The 14,808-nt window shown below is 62.8% G+C and carries 16 protein-coding genes and 1 tRNA gene; 8 read left to right on the forward strand and 9 right to left on the reverse strand.

The genetic code is table 11. The features are described 5' to 3' along the window. Positions 1–3: 3 nt before the first annotated feature. The 3 genes from cofE to ASD83_RS08030 form a co-directional block, all read right to left on the reverse strand. Positions 4–831 (reverse strand): coenzyme F420-0:L-glutamate ligase, encoded by an 828-nt coding sequence (gene cofE / locus ASD83_RS08020; protein WP_056309504.1) that lies wholly within the window; start codon positions 829–831, stop codon positions 4–6. Between the two features lie 11 nt (positions 832–842). Next, on the reverse strand, positions 843–1,841 hold the full coding sequence (gene fgd, locus ASD83_RS08025) for a glucose-6-phosphate dehydrogenase (coenzyme-F420) (protein ID WP_056309506.1): 999 nt from the start codon (positions 1,839–1,841) through the stop codon (positions 843–845). A gap of 153 nt (positions 1,842–1,994) precedes the next feature. Further along, the gene (locus tag ASD83_RS08030) at positions 1,995–2,996 is read right to left on the reverse strand and encodes a TIGR03842 family LLM class F420-dependent oxidoreductase (protein WP_056309508.1); all 1,002 of its coding nucleotides are present in this window, start codon (positions 2,994–2,996) and stop codon (positions 1,995–1,997) included. 217 nt (positions 2,997–3,213) lie between these two features. Here ASD83_RS08030 and ASD83_RS08035 point away from each other — a divergent pair, with 217 nt between their 5' ends. From ASD83_RS08035 to ASD83_RS08050, 4 genes are all read left to right on the forward strand, one after another. Further along, a complete protein-coding gene (locus ASD83_RS08035; protein ID WP_056309510.1) occupies positions 3,214–4,524 on the forward strand; it encodes an MFS transporter in 1,311 nt (436 codons plus the stop codon). Between the two features lie 153 nt (positions 4,525–4,677). Next, positions 4,678–4,754: transfer RNA gene (locus ASD83_RS08040), tRNA-Pro, on the forward strand. A 164-nt stretch (positions 4,755–4,918) separates the two neighbouring features. Beyond that, on the forward strand, positions 4,919–5,182 hold the full coding sequence (locus ASD83_RS08045; protein WP_082561071.1) for a helix-turn-helix transcriptional regulator: 264 nt from the start codon (positions 4,919–4,921) through the stop codon (positions 5,180–5,182). Continuing rightward, positions 5,179–6,489, forward strand: coding sequence for a HipA domain-containing protein (locus ASD83_RS08050; RefSeq protein ID WP_082561015.1), 1,311 nt, complete (start codon positions 5,179–5,181; stop codon positions 6,487–6,489). The genes ASD83_RS08045 and ASD83_RS08050 overlap by 4 nt, the downstream gene beginning before the upstream one ends. Before the next feature lie 26 nt (positions 6,490–6,515). On the opposite strand, the gene ASD83_RS08055 is transcribed toward ASD83_RS08050, so the two are convergent. Then, a complete protein-coding gene (locus ASD83_RS08055; protein WP_056309512.1) occupies positions 6,516–6,854 on the reverse strand; it encodes a hypothetical protein in 339 nt (112 codons plus the stop codon). Positions 6,855–6,975: 121 nt separating this feature from the next. On the opposite strand from ASD83_RS08055, the gene ASD83_RS08060 reads away from it, so the two are divergent. Then, complete coding sequence (locus tag ASD83_RS08060; RefSeq protein WP_244489120.1) at positions 6,976–8,019, forward strand: DNA topoisomerase IB; 1,044 nt, start codon at positions 6,976–6,978, stop codon at positions 8,017–8,019. A gap of 54 nt (positions 8,020–8,073) precedes the next feature. On the opposite strand, the gene ASD83_RS08065 is transcribed toward ASD83_RS08060, so the two are convergent. After that, entirely contained in the window at positions 8,074–8,688 is a 615-nt protein-coding gene (locus ASD83_RS08065) for a biotin transporter BioY (protein ID WP_056309514.1), read from the reverse strand. Positions 8,689–8,777: 89 nt separating this feature from the next. Here ASD83_RS08065 and ASD83_RS08070 point away from each other — a divergent pair, with 89 nt between their 5' ends. Continuing rightward, positions 8,778–9,692 (forward strand): MBL fold metallo-hydrolase, encoded by a 915-nt coding sequence (locus ASD83_RS08070; RefSeq protein ID WP_056309516.1) that lies wholly within the window; start codon positions 8,778–8,780, stop codon positions 9,690–9,692. A gap of 178 nt (positions 9,693–9,870) precedes the next feature. Here ASD83_RS08070 and aroC read toward each other — a convergent pair whose 3' ends face one another. Continuing rightward, positions 9,871–10,986 carry a chorismate synthase gene (gene aroC / locus ASD83_RS08075; RefSeq protein WP_056309518.1) on the reverse strand — a complete coding sequence of 372 codons (1,116 nt, stop codon included), beginning with the start codon at positions 10,984–10,986 and terminating at the stop codon, positions 9,871–9,873. Positions 10,987–11,033: 47 nt separating this feature from the next. Next, positions 11,034–11,675, reverse strand: a complete 642-nt coding sequence (locus tag ASD83_RS08080) for a histidine phosphatase family protein (protein WP_162249136.1) — start codon at positions 11,673–11,675, stop codon at positions 11,034–11,036. 180 nt (positions 11,676–11,855) lie between these two features. On the opposite strand from ASD83_RS08080, the gene ASD83_RS08085 reads away from it, so the two are divergent. Beyond that, a complete protein-coding gene (locus ASD83_RS08085; protein WP_056309521.1) occupies positions 11,856–13,283 on the forward strand; it encodes an FAD-binding oxidoreductase in 1,428 nt (475 codons plus the stop codon). Between the two features lie 70 nt (positions 13,284–13,353). On the opposite strand, the gene ASD83_RS08090 is transcribed toward ASD83_RS08085, so the two are convergent. Both ASD83_RS08090 and ASD83_RS08095 read right to left on the reverse strand, forming a co-directional pair. Next, positions 13,354–13,743: a type II toxin-antitoxin system VapC family toxin gene (locus tag ASD83_RS08090; protein WP_056309523.1), complete on the reverse strand. Its 390-nt coding sequence runs from the start codon at positions 13,741–13,743 to the stop codon at positions 13,354–13,356. Beyond that, the gene (locus tag ASD83_RS08095) at positions 13,727–14,020 is read right to left on the reverse strand and encodes a type II toxin-antitoxin system Phd/YefM family antitoxin (protein ID WP_056309525.1); all 294 of its coding nucleotides are present in this window, start codon (positions 14,018–14,020) and stop codon (positions 13,727–13,729) included. The genes ASD83_RS08090 and ASD83_RS08095 overlap by 17 nt, the downstream gene beginning before the upstream one ends. A 71-nt stretch (positions 14,021–14,091) precedes the next feature. Between ASD83_RS08095 and ASD83_RS08100 the strand changes: the two genes are divergently transcribed. Then, on the forward strand, positions 14,092–14,694 hold the full coding sequence (locus ASD83_RS08100; protein WP_082561016.1) for a hemerythrin domain-containing protein: 603 nt from the start codon (positions 14,092–14,094) through the stop codon (positions 14,692–14,694). The last annotated feature ends 114 nt before the right edge of the window (positions 14,695–14,808 follow it).

Raw genomic sequence — 14,808 nt, forward strand, 5'->3', positions numbered from 1 at the left:
GGTTCAGTCCTGCTTCTGCTCTTTCGAGCGTGCCTTTGAAGTATTTTTGGATTTCATCTCCGCCATCGCGGCGTCATAGCCAAGCTGATAGGCCTCGGCCGAGCCAAAGCGGAACATGTCGTCGTCGCCGGTTCGCACCAGGGTTCGCGCGCCCGGCGCATCGAGCCCCAGCACCAGCCGCCCCATGCCGCGGATCACCGCCACGGGAATGCCCGATGTCTTGCCTTTAACCAGATCCGCCGCCCCGGCCAGTTCGTCGGCGACCACCGCCATGGTCACATGCAACGGCCGCCCATTGGCATCATTGGCTCCGCGCAAATCATCGGTCAGCTGCAGCCCCGCCGCGCCGATGGCCAGATCCGTCTGCCCCACCCGCCAGGGCCGTCCCACCGTATCGGTCACGACAATCCCAAGCTCGACGCCAAATCTTTCCCGCAGCCCCGCACAGAGCGCCCGCGCCGAGCGGTCCGGGTCTTCCGGCAATTTCAGCGCAAAGCCCTCGGGCACATTGGACATGTCCAGCCCCGCCGCCGCCATGATCATGCCCTGCTTGGTTTCAACGATCCGCGTCACCCCGCCCGGATGCACTCGCTCGGCCACCACACGCACCGTGTCGTCAGCAATCGCCTTTTCGCGGTCCATGGCCGGCACCATTCGCCCTTCGGCCTTGGACACGATCTTGCTGGTCACCACCAGAATATCGCCGTCGGCCAGAGCATGCCCGGCGCCCATCCCGGCAATCGCCCCGCCGATCAGCGCCACGAGATCATCCCCGGCGGCAATTTCGGGAATGCCCGTCACACCCCAGGCGCTGAATGTTGGCACCGACATTTTGCTCTCCGTTAGCCCAGCGCCTTGAGGCGCGGCAGAATTTCCTTGGCATAGAGCGCCAGGAACCGGCTCTGGTCCGTGCCCGGCGCATGAAACACCAGATGATCGAACCCATAATCCATATAGGTCTTGATCGCGGCCACGTGCTCCTCGGGATCGCTCGACACGATCCAGCGCTTTGCCACCCGCTCGATCGGCAGCGCGTCCGCCAGCTTTTCCATCTCCCCGGCATCCTGCACCGAGTGTTTTTCTTCCGCCGACAGCGACAGCGCCGCCCAGTTCCGCGTATCGTTCAGCGCCCGCTCCGCATCGGTATCGAACGACACCTTCACCTCGATCATCCGCTCGAACGGTTTTCCCGACCGCGCCGATTCCTGCCGGCCTATCGCGACGTTGGGCAACAATTCATCGACATAGAGCGACGCCCCCTTGCCCGAGGTACAGATGAACCCATCGCCCTCGCGCCCGGCAAATTTCGCATTCAGCGGCCCGCCTGCCGCAATATAGATCGGCACCATGTCCTCGGGCTTGTCATAGATGGTCGCATTGACCGTCTTATAATACTGTCCCTCGAAGCTCACCCGATCCTCGCTCCAGAGCTGCCGGATCAATTTGATCGCCTCGCGCAACCGCGCCGAACGCTCCTTCAACTCGGGCCATTCGATGCCCGTCGCCGGCACTTCATTCAGCCCCTCGCCCGTCCCGACGCCGAGAATGACGCGCCCCGGAAACATCGCCCCCAGCGTCCCAAAAGCATGCGCCACCACCGACGGATGCAGTCGGAACGTCGGCGTCAGCACCGAAGTCCCGAGCACGATCTTTTCCGTCCGCGCCAATGCCGCCGCCATCCAGGCCGGCGCAAAGGGCGCATGTCCATCCGTATGTTTCCACGGCTGAAAATGATCGCTGATAAAAACGGAATCAAACCCCGCGCCTTCCGCCTCCACGGCAAATTGCAGCAACTTGTTCGGCCCAAACTGCTCCGCCGAAGCCTTATACCCAAAGCGCATTTTTTTGGTCCTCCAGAGTAGGTGCCAAGGCCACCACCCCCACCTAGCCTCCCCCTCTTAGGGGGAGGAACATATCGAGTTTGCCGCGACGTCCGTAAACCACCGGCAGATCCCTCCCCCTACCAGGGGGAGGCTAGGTGGGGGTCCTACCCCCTACCGAAACGCCGGAATGACATGCCGCCCGTACCCGGCAATGATCTCTTCCTCATCGCCACTATCGAGATAGATATTGAACTGTGTCACGCCCGCCGCTTCAAGCTCGCGGACCTTGGCCACATGCTCGTCCGGCTCGCCCAAAACGCAGAAACTCTCCACCACATCGTCGGTGATGAAATCGAGGAACGGATTATCCGCCTGCCCGTGCTTTGAATAATCATAGCCCCGGCGCTTTTCGATATAGCTCGTCAGGCTCTGCGGAACCTTGCCGCTCTCCGAGCCGTATTTTTCCACGATATCAGCCACGTGATTGCCCACCATGGCCGGGAACCATTTTACCTTCTCGATCGCCCGCTTGCGGTCGCCAAAATAGGCCGGTGCCGCCGCCATCGAGCGATAATTGGACATATCCTTGCCCGCCGCCGTGCCTGCCTCGATGCACTGGTCGGTGAACCATTTGCAAAGCCCGGGATCGGCAATCTGCAACACCACCCCATCGGCGCTCTCGCCCGCCGTCTTCAGCGCCAGGGGACCATAGGCGGCAATCCAGCTCGGCATTTCGTGGCCCACGGCCCAGGGAAATTTCACCGGCGCGGGGATTTCGCCATAGGAAACTTCCTCGCCACGCACCATGGCCTTGGTCTTGTCGATAAACTCGGCCACCCGCGCCAGCGTCGCCGGCTTCTTGCCCATGACGCGCATGGAGCTATCGCCGCGCCCCACCGCCAGATCAAACCGCCCGCCGCTCTGCTTGGAAAGCGAGCCAAAAATAGACGCCGCCACCGACCAGTCGCGCACATCAGGATTGGTCACCAGCGGCCCGAAGCGCAGTTTGCTCGTGTGCTCCATGCACATGGCAATCGCGGCATAACAATCGCGCCAGAGAATGTGCGAGTCATAGAACCAGCAATAATCGAAGCCCGCATACTCGGCCGCCCGCACCAGATAGCGCGCCCGGTCCGCCTCGATGAACCCCTTGAAGGTAATGCCGAATTCCATAGTCCCGTCCCCACGTTCCCTTCGGCCAATAAATTTGACCAGACGATCAAATTTTGACCGGACAATGCCGATTGTCAACGGCCTTTATCGCGGGAAACCGAGCGGCAGGGATCGCGTCTTCCTGGCAAATATGCGACTTGCCGAACCGATATCGCGGCCCTTGGGCTATCCTACGTGAATGCATGGTTGTACACCCCGAAAAAGCGGGAGCACCAATATGGCCTATTCGGTTGACCAGGTTTTGGACGAGGCCGGCGCCGGCCGTTTCCAGCGGCGGCTGCTCGGCATTTTCGGGCTCGTCTGGGCGGCCGATGCCATGCAGGTTCTGGCCGTCGGCTTTACCAGCGCTTCCATTGCAACGAGCTTCGGCATTTCCGTGCCCGAAGCCCTGCAGATCGGCACGCTGTTCTTCCTCGGCATGCTGATCGGCGCCAGTCTTTTCGGGCGCCTCGCCGACCGCTTCGGCCGCCGCCGCGTGCTGCTGATCACCGTTGCCTGCGATGCCGTCTTCGGCCTCCTCTCGGTGTTTGCGCCCAATCTCTTTGTGCTCTTCGCGCTGCGCTTTCTCACCGGCATTGCCGTCGGCGGCACCTTGCCGGTCGACTATGCAATGATGGCCGAGTTCCTGCCCGCTAGGAACCGCGGCCGCTGGCTCGTCATTCTCGAAGGGTTTTGGGCCGTCGGCACCGTGGCCGTCGCCCTCGCCGCCTGGACGGCCAGCCTTTATGTCACGACCGACGCCTGGCGCTGGATTTTCGCGGTCACCGCCCTGCCGGCCCTGATCGGCATCTGGCTGCGCCTCTGGGTCCCGGAATCCCCGCTCTATTTGCAGCGCCGCAATCGCCCGGACGAGCTCAAGGCGGTCCTCAACACCATTCTCGTGACCAACGGCAAGGCCGCGCTGCCGTCCGATGCCGTCATCGCGCCGCCTGCGGCCGAACCCATGGAGGGTATTTTCACCCCGGCTCTCCGCCGCCGCACCATTTCCATTCTGCTGGTCTGGTTCCTGGTGTCGATTTCCTATTATGGCATCTTCACCTGGCTGCCGGCGCGCCTCGCCCAGGATGGCTTTGGCTATGTGCGCGGCTATGGCTTCCTCGTCCTCGTCGCTTTTGCGCAAATCCCCGGCTATGCCCTTGCCGCCTGGGGCGTCGAAGCGGTGGGCCGCAAGCCGACCCTCGTCAGCTTCCTCTTCCTCAGCGCCGCCGGCTGTATCCTCTTTCTCCTTGCCAGCGACACCTATGTCGTCGGCGCCGCCATTCTCCTGATGAGCTTTGCGCTTCTCGGCACCTGGGGCGCGCTCTATGCCTTCACGCCCGAACTCTATCCCACCGTCTCCCGCGCCACCGGCATGGGCGCCGCCGGCGCCATGGCGCGCCTCGGCGGTCTCTTCGCCCCTTCGGTCATGACCCTGGTCTTCGTGCAGAATTTCACGCTTGCCATCGGCCTTTTCGCCGGCCTTCTCGTCCTCGGCGCTCTGGCCGCCACGTTCGTCGATACCGAGACCCGGCAGAAAGCGCTGACCTGACTTGGCGGCATGATTTTCCGGAGTTTTTCACACCGCTGATCATAACGCACAAAAGCTTGCGCGAAGCGCTTGAACCCACCGGCCCCGCCAGCTATAACGCCGCTCGTCGCGCATCGCCCTGGTCCGCCAGAGCATCCCGAGCGACATCCCTGACGGAGTATAGCGCAGCCTGGTAGCGCACCTGCTTCGGGAGCAGGGGGTCGAGTGTTCGAATCACTCTACTCCGACCAATCAAGCCCGGCCTCTCGCGAGGTCGGGCTTTTTCATGCCGACATCGCCCCCGTTCGGGATCAAATCCACCAAATTCGCCTCTACGCTCCCGCTCGGGAGCAAAAGATTGAAAAGGCCGTCGAGACGTGATAATGCTCCCGCTCGGGAACTACAGGACCTCCATATGCCGACGAGCGCCCCACCACAGGTCTCCACCGGAATAACCGGCAAGGTGCATCTCACTGCCAGAACGCTCCCTGACCTCGGAGCGCTCGTCACCCATACCCGCAAAGCCAGGCACTACTCGCAGCAGGACCTCGCCGATATCGCCGGCGTGGGCCGCAGGTTCTTGTCCGAACTCGAAGGCGGTAAGGCAACGGCCGAGATCGGCAAGGTGCTTCAAGTGCTCACCGCCCTCGGCATCGATGTCGAGCTTAGGGTCCGATGATGAAACTCGACGTGCGCCTTGATGGCTTTGACGCCCCGATCGGCCACCTGTCCTCCGACGACAAGGGCGCCGTCAGCTTTGCCTATGAGAGCGCCTACCTCGAGCAAAATGCCCCTGTAGCACTCTCCCTCTCGCTGCCGCTGGGCACGAACCCCTTCGACGACTTCGCCACCCGCGCCTTTTTCGACAACCTGCTCCAGGAGCGCGATACGGCTCGTGCCGACATTATCGCCAGATATCGCCTCGCCAATGACGACATCGCCGGCATCCTCTTCCACCTCGGCAAAGATTGCGCCGGCGCCGTTTCGGTCCTGCCCGAGGGCGCCCCCGCAACCAAGATGCCGGGCCGCCTCGACCGCGATTATCGCGCCTATAGCGACCAGGAACTCGCCGACATCCTAGAGGCCCTCTATAGGCGGCAACCCCTGCCGCAAGAGCTTGTCGACCCCTCCCCGCTTGCCGGCGTGCAAAGCAAGATCGCCGTCACGCGCCTGCCCGATGGGCGGCTTGCCGAGCCCCAAAACGGCGCACCGACGACCCATATCCTGAAAGTGCCGCAGGAAAGGCATGAGCGCGACGCAGCGCGCGAACACGTTGCCATGACCTTGTCAGCGGGCTTCGGATTTGAAACGGCGAAGACTGAGCTCCTGGACGTCTCGGGAATTCCCGCTTTGCTCGTCGAGCGCTTTGATCGCCGGACGCAGAATGGCAGCGTCACGCGCGTTCATCAGGAAGACTTCGCGCAGGCCCTCGGGCTTCCGGCCCGGCTGAAATACCAGCGTCCCGAGCGCGGCGCCAATGGCTTTCATGCAGCAGCCGTGCGCGATATCCTCGATCGAACGACCGATCCCGCCGGCGAACGCCTGAAATTTCTCAGCATCACTCTATTCGATATCCTCATCGGCAATGTGGATGGGCACGCCAAGAACTTTGGCCTGTTCCACCTGCCGGGCGGCCGGCTGATGACGACGCCGCGCTACGACGTCATGCCCACCATGCTCGACAGGCGAACCACCGATGAATTCGCCTACTTCCTTGGCGCCGCGACCGCACTCGACAAACTCGATGGCCCGGCCCTCGACCAATTCATGATCGATCTTGGCTTTGCCTCTGCGGCCGGCCGCAAGAGAATTCTTGGGCAAGCGCTCGACCGAACCATCGATGCGCTCAATGCAGAGATCACCGGGCTTGGACGCGACGACAAGGACTTCGGCGACCTGCTCGGCACCAATATTCGCACGCTCTGTCAAAACCTTCAGCGCGAGGCGCCGATCCCTGCGCGCGACCGGGATACCTTCGTCAGGTAAGCCGATCTCCTCCCGGGGTGTCATCTTCAGGCATCCCGGCTCGCTTCCGTCGCCCGCGCCAACTCAAAGGATTCCTCGTCGGTGAGTTGATTGGGCTTCGGCGCCAGTTCGCCCCATTGCGCCTGCCACAACTCGTCGCTCTGTAGCATGATCGCCACCTCGGAAAATCCATGCAGGGTTTTGGCTGCTTCCGCTGCCGCAAGTGCTTCGGCAGCCGAGGGGTAAGCCACTTCGTCGGCATCGACGTCGCCGCGAGAAGGCCACCAGACCGCCGCCACGATCTTGCCCTCGGCATCCCGCTCTATGCCTACCGTCACCGCATCCGCGGCGTCTTCGCCAATGGCGAGCGTTCGATATGTCGTCATGTCATCCTCGCTTTTGCAGCAACAAGCGCGCGGACAGGCATTTGTTCCCGCCGCACTGACCGCCACGCCGGAACCACCCTGCCCCCGCCCGCATTGCAGGCACACGCGATTGGAGGCCGGAATGCTGCGCCAGAATGTGATTTGGGATCGTATGCGGGCCGACGAGATCAGCGAGGCGCCGGGGCTCCACTATTCCTCCGATGCCGATAGCGGCTGGCACCGTCAGCGGCGCGGCAAGGGCTTTTCCTATATCGACGACAAAGGCCAGGCGCCCTCCCCCGAGCGCCGGAAACAGATCGAGGCCCTCGTCATCCCGCCAGCCTGGACTGACGTTTGGATCTGCGCCGACCCACAGGGCCATATCCAGGCCACAGGACGCGACGAGCGCGGCCGCAAGCAATATCGCTACCACGCCGATTGGACCGCCTCGCGCGCCAATACCAAATTCGACAATCTCGTGCCCTTTGCGCAAAAACTGCCGAGCCTCCGCCAACAGGTCGAGGCCGATCTACGGCGGCGGAGCATGGGCCTTGATCGCGTCGCCGCCTCCGTCGTCTGGCTCCTCGACAATAGCCTCATCCGCATCGGCAACCCGACCTATGCGCGCGACAACAAGAGCTTTGGTCTGACGACGCTGCGCAATCGCCACGTCGCCATTTCCGGCCAGACCCTCAAATTCCGCTTCAAGGGCAAATCGGGCAAGGAATGGAACCTGCAACTGGTCGACCGGCGCATGTCGCGCATCGTCAAATCCTTGCAGGACCTGCCCGGCCAGCACCTCTTTCAATATGAGGACGAGACCGGCTATCGCACCATCACCTCGCGCGACATCAACGATTACATCGCCGAGCATGCCGGGCCCGATTTCAGCTCCAAGCATTTTCGCACCTGGGCCGGTACGGTGCGGGCGTATGGCCTCCTCGCCGGCCAACCGGTGCCCGAAAGCAAGACCGCAAAGACCAAGGTGCTGACCGGCATTGTCGATGTCGTCGCCAATCGGCTGGGCAATACCCGCGCCGTCTGCCGCCAGAGCTATATCCACCCCGCGGTCTTTGAAAACTGGCAGGCCGGCGCGCTGAAGCTGGCGCCGCGCCTTCGCCCCATCGACGGTCTCGATGAAGACGAGCGCGCCGCACTGGCCTTTCTCAAGCGCCTCGGGCCCTGAAACAAAAAGGGCCGGCCCTTAGGCCAGCCCCCAAATTCCAAATATCGAGAGCGCTTAGCGCTTGCGGCCCATCAGGCTCCAGACGCCGGTCACGGTCAGCGCAGCCAGAGCCATCTTCAGCACGTCCCAGATGAGGAACGGCTGCACGGCGCCGGCCCATGCCGAAGCGACGACATTGGTCTGGTCGACCCACTGTGCCTGGCCCGAAAGCAGCAGCAGCCAGGCAAAGCCCAGCGCCAGCAGCACCGCTTCGCCAACCAGCATGGCGCCGAACAGCGTCAGCGGCTTGGCCGAAGCGCCGCGATCGGCGGCAAAGCCGATGATCCCGGCCATGAAGAGGAAACCGAGAAGGAAACCGCCGGTCGGTCCCATGAGATAGGGCAGGCCACCGCCAGCGGCGAAAACCGGCAGGCCCATGGCGCCCTGCGCCAGGTAGAGAGCGACGGTAGCGACGCCGATGCGCGCGCCGAAGGCAGCGGCAAGAGCGGCAATGGCAAGGCTCTGCAAGGTCACCGGAACCGGCCAGACCGGCACGTTGATCTTGGCAGCAATCGTGATCACCAGAGTGCCGAGCACCACGGTCGCGAGGTTGGTCGCGAGCTTTGCTGCATCGGACTTGGGCTGGAAGGCGCCGAGCAACGTATTGGGCGTGGTCAAAGTGACGGCCATTTCATACCTTTCTTGCAGAAGCCACGGTTGCGCCCTTGGGCGCGCCGTGTTCGATCGACATGTTCTAATCTGTCATTTTTGTTGGCGCAATGGTTCCGCTTTCCCCCCTCGCATTCGATACCAGCTTTCGCCCCGCCATCGGCGCCCGCGTGGACCTCGCCCCCGGCCTCGCCCGCATAACCGCGTCCAATGCCTCGCCCTACACCTTTACCGGCACCAATAGTTTTCTCATCGGCGTGGACAAGGTGGCGCTTGTCGATCCGGGCCCCGAAGATGCCACCCATCTCGAATCGCTCCACCGCGCTATCGCCGGCCGCCCCGTGACCGCCGTCCTCCTCACCCACACCCATCGCGACCACAGCGACTCTGCGGCTGGTCTCGCCCAACGCTACGGCGTCCCCCTCTGGTTCGGCGGCCAACATCGCCTCTCGCGCCCCCTCCGCCCGTTCGAACGCAACCCCATCAAGCGCTCCTGCGACTGGGATCTCATCCCCGACCGCACCCTGCACGATGGCGAGACAATTGAAGCCGGCGACTTGACCATCACGGTCCACACCACCCCCGGCCACTGCGCCAATCACCTGGCCTTCGGCCTGCCTGAAACCGATATCCTGCTCTCGGGCGACCATGTCATGGGCTGGAATTCCACCCTCGTCGCCGTCCCCGACGGCTCGATGGCGGATTATTTCGCCTCGCTCGAAAAAGTCATCGCCCTCCCCTACCGGCACTACCACCCCGCCCATGGCGGCCCCATCGCCGACGGCCCAGCTCATGCGGAGGCGCTCAAAGCCCACCGCCAGATGCGCAACGACCAGCTCCTCGCCGCCGTCGGCAACGGCGCGAAAACCCTCGGCGCTGTGGTCAAGGCGATCTACCCGACCCAGCCCCCAAAAATCCGCATGGCCGCAAGAATGACCATGCAGGCGCATGTCGAATACCTCGAAGAACGCGGCGCACTAAAAGTCAGCCGCAGAATTTTCGGAATGCGATTGGGTTTGGCGTAGACGCCGAGCCTTCCCTCGCCCCTTGAGGGAGAGGGACAGATTTTCTGCGTTCAGCAGAAAATCAGGGTGAGGGGTATTCTCTCCTCCGCAGAGGGGCTTGTAGGAGGGGACATAATACCTCCTCCCAACCGAATTGGGGCACCTTCTCCCTTACGGGGAGGAGAACTTCGCAGAGGTGTCAGTTCCGCTGAAACCCAACCGCGCCTTCGCGCCCCGTCTGTCCACGATGCCGCAGCATATGATCTGCCAGCACCAGCGCCATCATCGCCTCGCCCACCGGCACAGCGCGAATACCGACACACGGATCATGCCGCCCCTTGGTGATGATATCGACGTCCTCGTTCCCCACCGTCACCGTCTGGCGCGGCGTGATGATCGAGGATGTCGGCTTCACCGCAAAGCGGCAGACAATCGGGTCGCCATTGGAAATGCCGCCCAAAATCCCGCCAGCATGGTTGGACAGAAAATACGGCTGATCGGCCCCCGCCCGCATCTGATCGGCGTTTTCGACCCCCGTCAGCGCCGCCGCCCCAAAGCCATCGCCAATTTCCACGGCCTTCACCGCATTGATGCTCATCATGGCTGAGGCGAGATCCGCACTCAGCTTGCCATAGACCGGCGCACCCCAGCCCGCCGGCACGCCCTCGGCCACGACCTCGATGACCGCACCCACCGAATTGCCGTCCTTGCGGATGCCATCGAGATAGTCGGCCCAAAACGCTGCCGCCTTGGGATCGGCGCAAAAGAACGGGTTTTCGCCCACCTGATCCCAATCGAAATTGTTATAATCGATCTTGTGCGGCCCGACCTGCACCAGGCTGGCACGAATGGTCACCCCAGCCAGCACCTGCCGCGCCACGGCGCCCGCCGCAACCCGCGCCGCCGTTTCGCGCGCCGAAGTGCGCCCGCCGCCGCGATAGTCGCGAATGCCATATTTCTGGTCATAGGTGAAATCGGCATGGCCCGGACGATACTTGTCGCGGATTTCCGAATAGTCCTTGGAGCGCTGGTCGGTATTCTCGATCACCAGCGAAATCGGCGTCCCCGTCGTGCGCGGCCCATCGGTGCGCTCGTCCTCGAACACGCCCGAGAGGATTTTCACCTCGTCCGCCTCGCGCCGCTGCGTCGTATATTTGCTCTGGCCGGGCTTCCGCCGATCAAGATCGCGCTGGATGATTTCCGGGGTCAGCGTGATGCCCGGCGGGCAGCCATCGACCACCACGCCCAAAGCCGGCCCATGGCTTTCGCCCCAGGTGGTGAAACGGAAAAGCTGCCCGAACGTATTGAAAGACATGACCTGCCCCTTGTTGCCAGCGGTTCTAGGGACGGGAAGGCATCAGGTCAATCGACCTCGACATCCCAGGTGTTTTCCGCCGGATAAAGCGTCATCCGTCCGCCGGCGAAATGGGCAATGACACCCTGCGGAGGCGGCCAGTTCATTACTTCCTTGCGCGATGTGCCTTCCACCAGGTGCCAGAGCACCCGCAAGACGCCCCCATGGGCGACGACCACCGCGTGGTGGGTCAATTCCCGCGCAAAATCGAGCAGCCGAACCGCCACGTCGTCATAGTTCTCGCCATCCTCTGGGCGAAAATGCCAATAGCTCTCGTCGCGCTCGCCCGGCGCAAAGGCGGCCTGTTCGCGCGCGATTTCGGCATGCAACCGCCCCTCGAAAGCGCCGAACGAAATCTCGATCAGCCGCTTGTCGTGGATCACCGGCGGCAATTCCACCGCGAACGCCGCCCGCATGCGGTCCATGGTCTCCGAAGCCCGGCTCAGCGGGGAGGCAAACCAGTTGAGCGAGGCGGGATCGACCCCATCGCGCTCCAGCATTTCGCGCAGCAGCACGCCATTGGCGTCCGCCTGCCTCTGCCCCTTGCGGTTGAGCGGAATATCCTTGCTGCCCTGATAGCGCTGTTCGCGGTTCCAGTCGGTTTCGCCGTGGCGAGCGAAGTAAAAGTCCGGCCAATCGTGGGCAGTCATGTGCATAAACGCGCCAGCGCGGCGCGACCTTCAGCTAGAAGAAAGAGACGCCGCCACCCTAACCAATTTCGCCCGACATACCAGAGGGCAGCAGCGGAAAGCCGCTATGCGGCCAGCCTTGGTCTGGAGTCCTCAGGCGCCTTGTGGCAGAGGTGTGTCACCTGCCTTTTCGAGGTTCCCATGCCGCTCTCATCCGCCGAAATCGCCGCCGCTCTTAAAACCCTCGTTGGCGCCGATGCCGTCATCAGCGACACGGCCAGGATGGGCGCCTGGCTCAACGAACCGCGCAAACGCTTCCACAAGACCGCCGCCGCCGTCGTCACGCCGCCCAGTGTCGAAGCCCTGCAAGCCGTCGTCCGCTGGGCCAATGAAAACCGTGTCGGCATCATCCCCCAGGGCGGCAATACCGGCCTCGTCGGCGCGCAGGTTCCCCTCTATGGCACCGAAGTCATCGTCAGCCTCGCCCGCCTAGACCGCATTCGCTCCGTCGATACCGCCGCCGGCGTCATGACCGCCGAAGCCGGCGTTATCCTTGAAAACGCCCACAAGGCCGCCGAAGCCCAGGGCGCCATGTTTCCACTCTGGCTCGCCTCGCAAGGCTCGGCCCGCATCGGCGGCGTCCTCTCGTCCAATGCCGGCGGCGTCAACGTGCTCACCTATGGCAATGCCCGCGAACTCACCATGGGGGTCGAAGCCGTTCTCGCCGATGGCCGCCTCTACCGGGGCCTCAATGCGCTGAAGAAAGATAATACCGGCTACGACCTCAAGGACCTGCTCGTCGGCGCCGAAGGCACGCTGGGCATCATCACCGCCGCAACCCTCAAAATCTTCCCGCTGCCGGAAGACCACGAAACCGCCCTCGTCAACGTCGCCTCGCCCGAAGCCGCATTGGACGTTTTCCAACTGATGCGCCAGCGCCTCGGCAGCCGCCTCAATGCCTTCGAGCTGATCCCTCATATCGGCCTCGATTTCCAGCTGCGCCACGGCATGCTCGACGCCGACCCCACCGCCAGCCCCTCCTCCTGGTATGCGCTGATCGAGGTTACCCGCATGCCCGGCACGCCACCCGGCGCCCTCCAGTCCGCCCTCGAAGCGACCTTCGAAAAATCCCTGATTTCCGACGCCGTCATCGCCGAATCCCTCGCCGACCGCACCCGCATGTGGGCCTTTCGCGAGCAAATGAGCGAGTGCCAATCCAAGGAAGGCGCTTCGATCAAGCACGACGTCTCCGTGCCCATCGCCGCCGTCCCCGCCCTCATCGCCCTCGGCTCAGCCGCCGCCCAACGCCTCTCCCCCGGCATCCGCCCCGTTCCCTTCGGCCACATGGGCGACGGCAACATTCACTTCAATTTTTCCCAACCCGCCGGCGCTGATTCCAAGGCCTTCATGGCCCAATATGACGAGGCCCTCCACGAGGTCATTTATGAAGTTGTCCTCAAACTCGGCGGCTCCGTCTCAGCAGAACACGGCATCGGGCAGCTGAAAACGGACCTGCTGAAACAGGTAAAAGACCCCGTGGCGCTGGAGATGATGCGCGCCATCAAGACCGCGCTCGATCCCAATGGGATTCTCAATCCGGGAAAGATGCTGGGCTTCGAGCCGTCCTGAAAGGCATATTGCTCCGGTGGAGCGATATGAGGCGAGAAGGCCATGAGAGCTACGCTCGAATGGCGGGGGATCACCAACCGATGATGGTGTCGTCGTAGCGCTGCAGCACGCGATCCACGGTGACCAGCCGAAGCCCCTCCACCCGCGCCTGGGCGAGCATCAGGCGATCAAAGGGATCACCATGCAAATGCGGCAGGCCGCTGACTGCAATTGCATGTTCCGCTAGCACAGGTAGTAGCGCGAACGCGGCCTGCTCGAAATCCTTGCGCGCGAATTCAGCCGTGATTGGCATCCTGTCACCGCGTCCGAGTGAGGACTTGATGGCGATTTCCCAAAGCACCACTACCGAGACGAAAACCTCGTTGGCTGGATCGGTGATTAAATCCTGCACGCTCCCCGGAATGCGGTTTGGGCCGACGATGCTCCAGATCGCTACATGGGTATCAAGAAGAAGACGCATCGTCGTCGCCTTTACCCGGCGGGAAGATGTCGCCCTCCTGCATGATTTTGGCGATCTCGACGCTCGTCCGATCCCACTCGTCCCAGTCGATAGGATCGTATTTGCCCTCGGCCAATCCCAGCCGCCTTGGTTCCAGCCGCTTCTCGGCAATCGGCACGATCCGAGCTGCAGGCTTACCATTGCGTGCAATGATGATCTCAGCCTCCGCGCCGCTTTCGACAGCTTCGACAAGTTTTGAGAGCTGTGTCTTCGCCTCAAGCATATTGACTGTGGTCATCGCCCGACCTTCCTTAGCTAAGCTTAGCTAATGTAGTCCTGCTCCAAGGCTCATGCAAGCCGGTCACCCGAATGTGCCTTCTTGTAGGGCCAAGACGCCTGCCCCATCTCTCCCCCATGCTCCTCAATATCAACTTCCTCGACGACACCACGCGTCCACCCGTTCCGGTTCTCGAAAACCTCACCGAGGCCCAGCGCGCGCCCGGCCAGCATCTGCGCATGATCCACGATCACCTGCGCGACAATATGGTCACCCTCGGAAAACTCATCGAGCGCGCCAATGCCCGCCAGGCCACCCTCGCCGACATCGCCGCCGAGACGGACAATATGGCGATGGTCGCCAATTACCGGCGTTTTGGTAATCTCTGCGGCCAGCACTGCGGCATCGTGAATACCCATCACACGATCGAGGATCATCACCTCTTCCCCGTGCTCGCCCAGCAAGGCCCCGCCTTCAAAGCCATCGCCGACCGGTTGACCGCCGAGCATGTCGTCGTCCACGAACTGCTCGAACGCCTCGTCGATGCGCTCAATGCCCTTGCCAGGGAACCAAGCGAAACCCGCTTCCACGACGCGCGCGAAATCTATCACACGCTCGAACGCGTGCTCCTCTCCCACCTCGGCTGGGAAGAAGAAGCCATGGGCGACGCGCTGGGGTATTTTGAGATCATGTAGGCCCCTCACCCGTCTCGGGCTTCGCCCGATCCACCCTCTCCCCAAGCGGGAGAGGAATGGTGCCCACCTCTTATTCTTCTCCCCCTCGGGGAGAAGGTGGCCCGAAGGGCCGGA

This window comes from Devosia sp. Root685 (genome assembly GCF_001427875.1).
GTDB lineage: Bacteria > Pseudomonadota > Alphaproteobacteria > Rhizobiales > Devosiaceae > Devosia.

Coding starts and splice junctions, on each gene's coding strand:
- cofE (WP_056309504.1), bottom strand. CDS start 831: ATGTCGGTGCCAACATTCAGCGCCTGGGGTGTGACGGGCATTCCCGAA.
- fgd (WP_056309506.1), bottom strand. CDS start 1,841: ATGCGCTTTGGGTATAAGGCTTCGGCGGAGCAGTTTGGGCCGAACAAG.
- ASD83_RS08030 (WP_056309508.1), bottom strand. CDS start 2,996: ATGGAATTCGGCATTACCTTCAAGGGGTTCATCGAGGCGGACCGGGCG.
- ASD83_RS08035 (WP_056309510.1), top strand. CDS start 3,214: ATGGCCTATTCGGTTGACCAGGTTTTGGACGAGGCCGGCGCCGGCCGT.
- ASD83_RS08045 (WP_082561071.1), top strand. CDS start 4,919: ATGCCGACGAGCGCCCCACCACAGGTCTCCACCGGAATAACCGGCAAG.
- ASD83_RS08050 (WP_082561015.1), top strand. CDS start 5,179: ATGATGAAACTCGACGTGCGCCTTGATGGCTTTGACGCCCCGATCGGC.
- ASD83_RS08055 (WP_056309512.1), bottom strand. CDS start 6,854: ATGACGACATATCGAACGCTCGCCATTGGCGAAGACGCCGCGGATGCG.
- ASD83_RS08060 (WP_244489120.1), top strand. CDS start 6,976: ATGCTGCGCCAGAATGTGATTTGGGATCGTATGCGGGCCGACGAGATC.
- ASD83_RS08065 (WP_056309514.1), bottom strand. CDS start 8,688: ATGGCCGTCACTTTGACCACGCCCAATACGTTGCTCGGCGCCTTCCAG.
- ASD83_RS08070 (WP_056309516.1), top strand. CDS start 8,778: ATGGTTCCGCTTTCCCCCCTCGCATTCGATACCAGCTTTCGCCCCGCC.
- aroC (WP_056309518.1), bottom strand. CDS start 10,986: ATGTCTTTCAATACGTTCGGGCAGCTTTTCCGTTTCACCACCTGGGGC.
- ASD83_RS08080 (WP_162249136.1), bottom strand. CDS start 11,675: ATGACTGCCCACGATTGGCCGGACTTTTACTTCGCTCGCCACGGCGAA.
- ASD83_RS08085 (WP_056309521.1), top strand. CDS start 11,856: ATGCCGCTCTCATCCGCCGAAATCGCCGCCGCTCTTAAAACCCTCGTT.
- ASD83_RS08090 (WP_056309523.1), bottom strand. CDS start 13,743: ATGCGTCTTCTTCTTGATACCCATGTAGCGATCTGGAGCATCGTCGGC.
- ASD83_RS08095 (WP_056309525.1), bottom strand. CDS start 14,020: ATGACCACAGTCAATATGCTTGAGGCGAAGACACAGCTCTCAAAACTT.
- ASD83_RS08100 (WP_082561016.1), top strand. CDS start 14,092: ATGTGCCTTCTTGTAGGGCCAAGACGCCTGCCCCATCTCTCCCCCATG.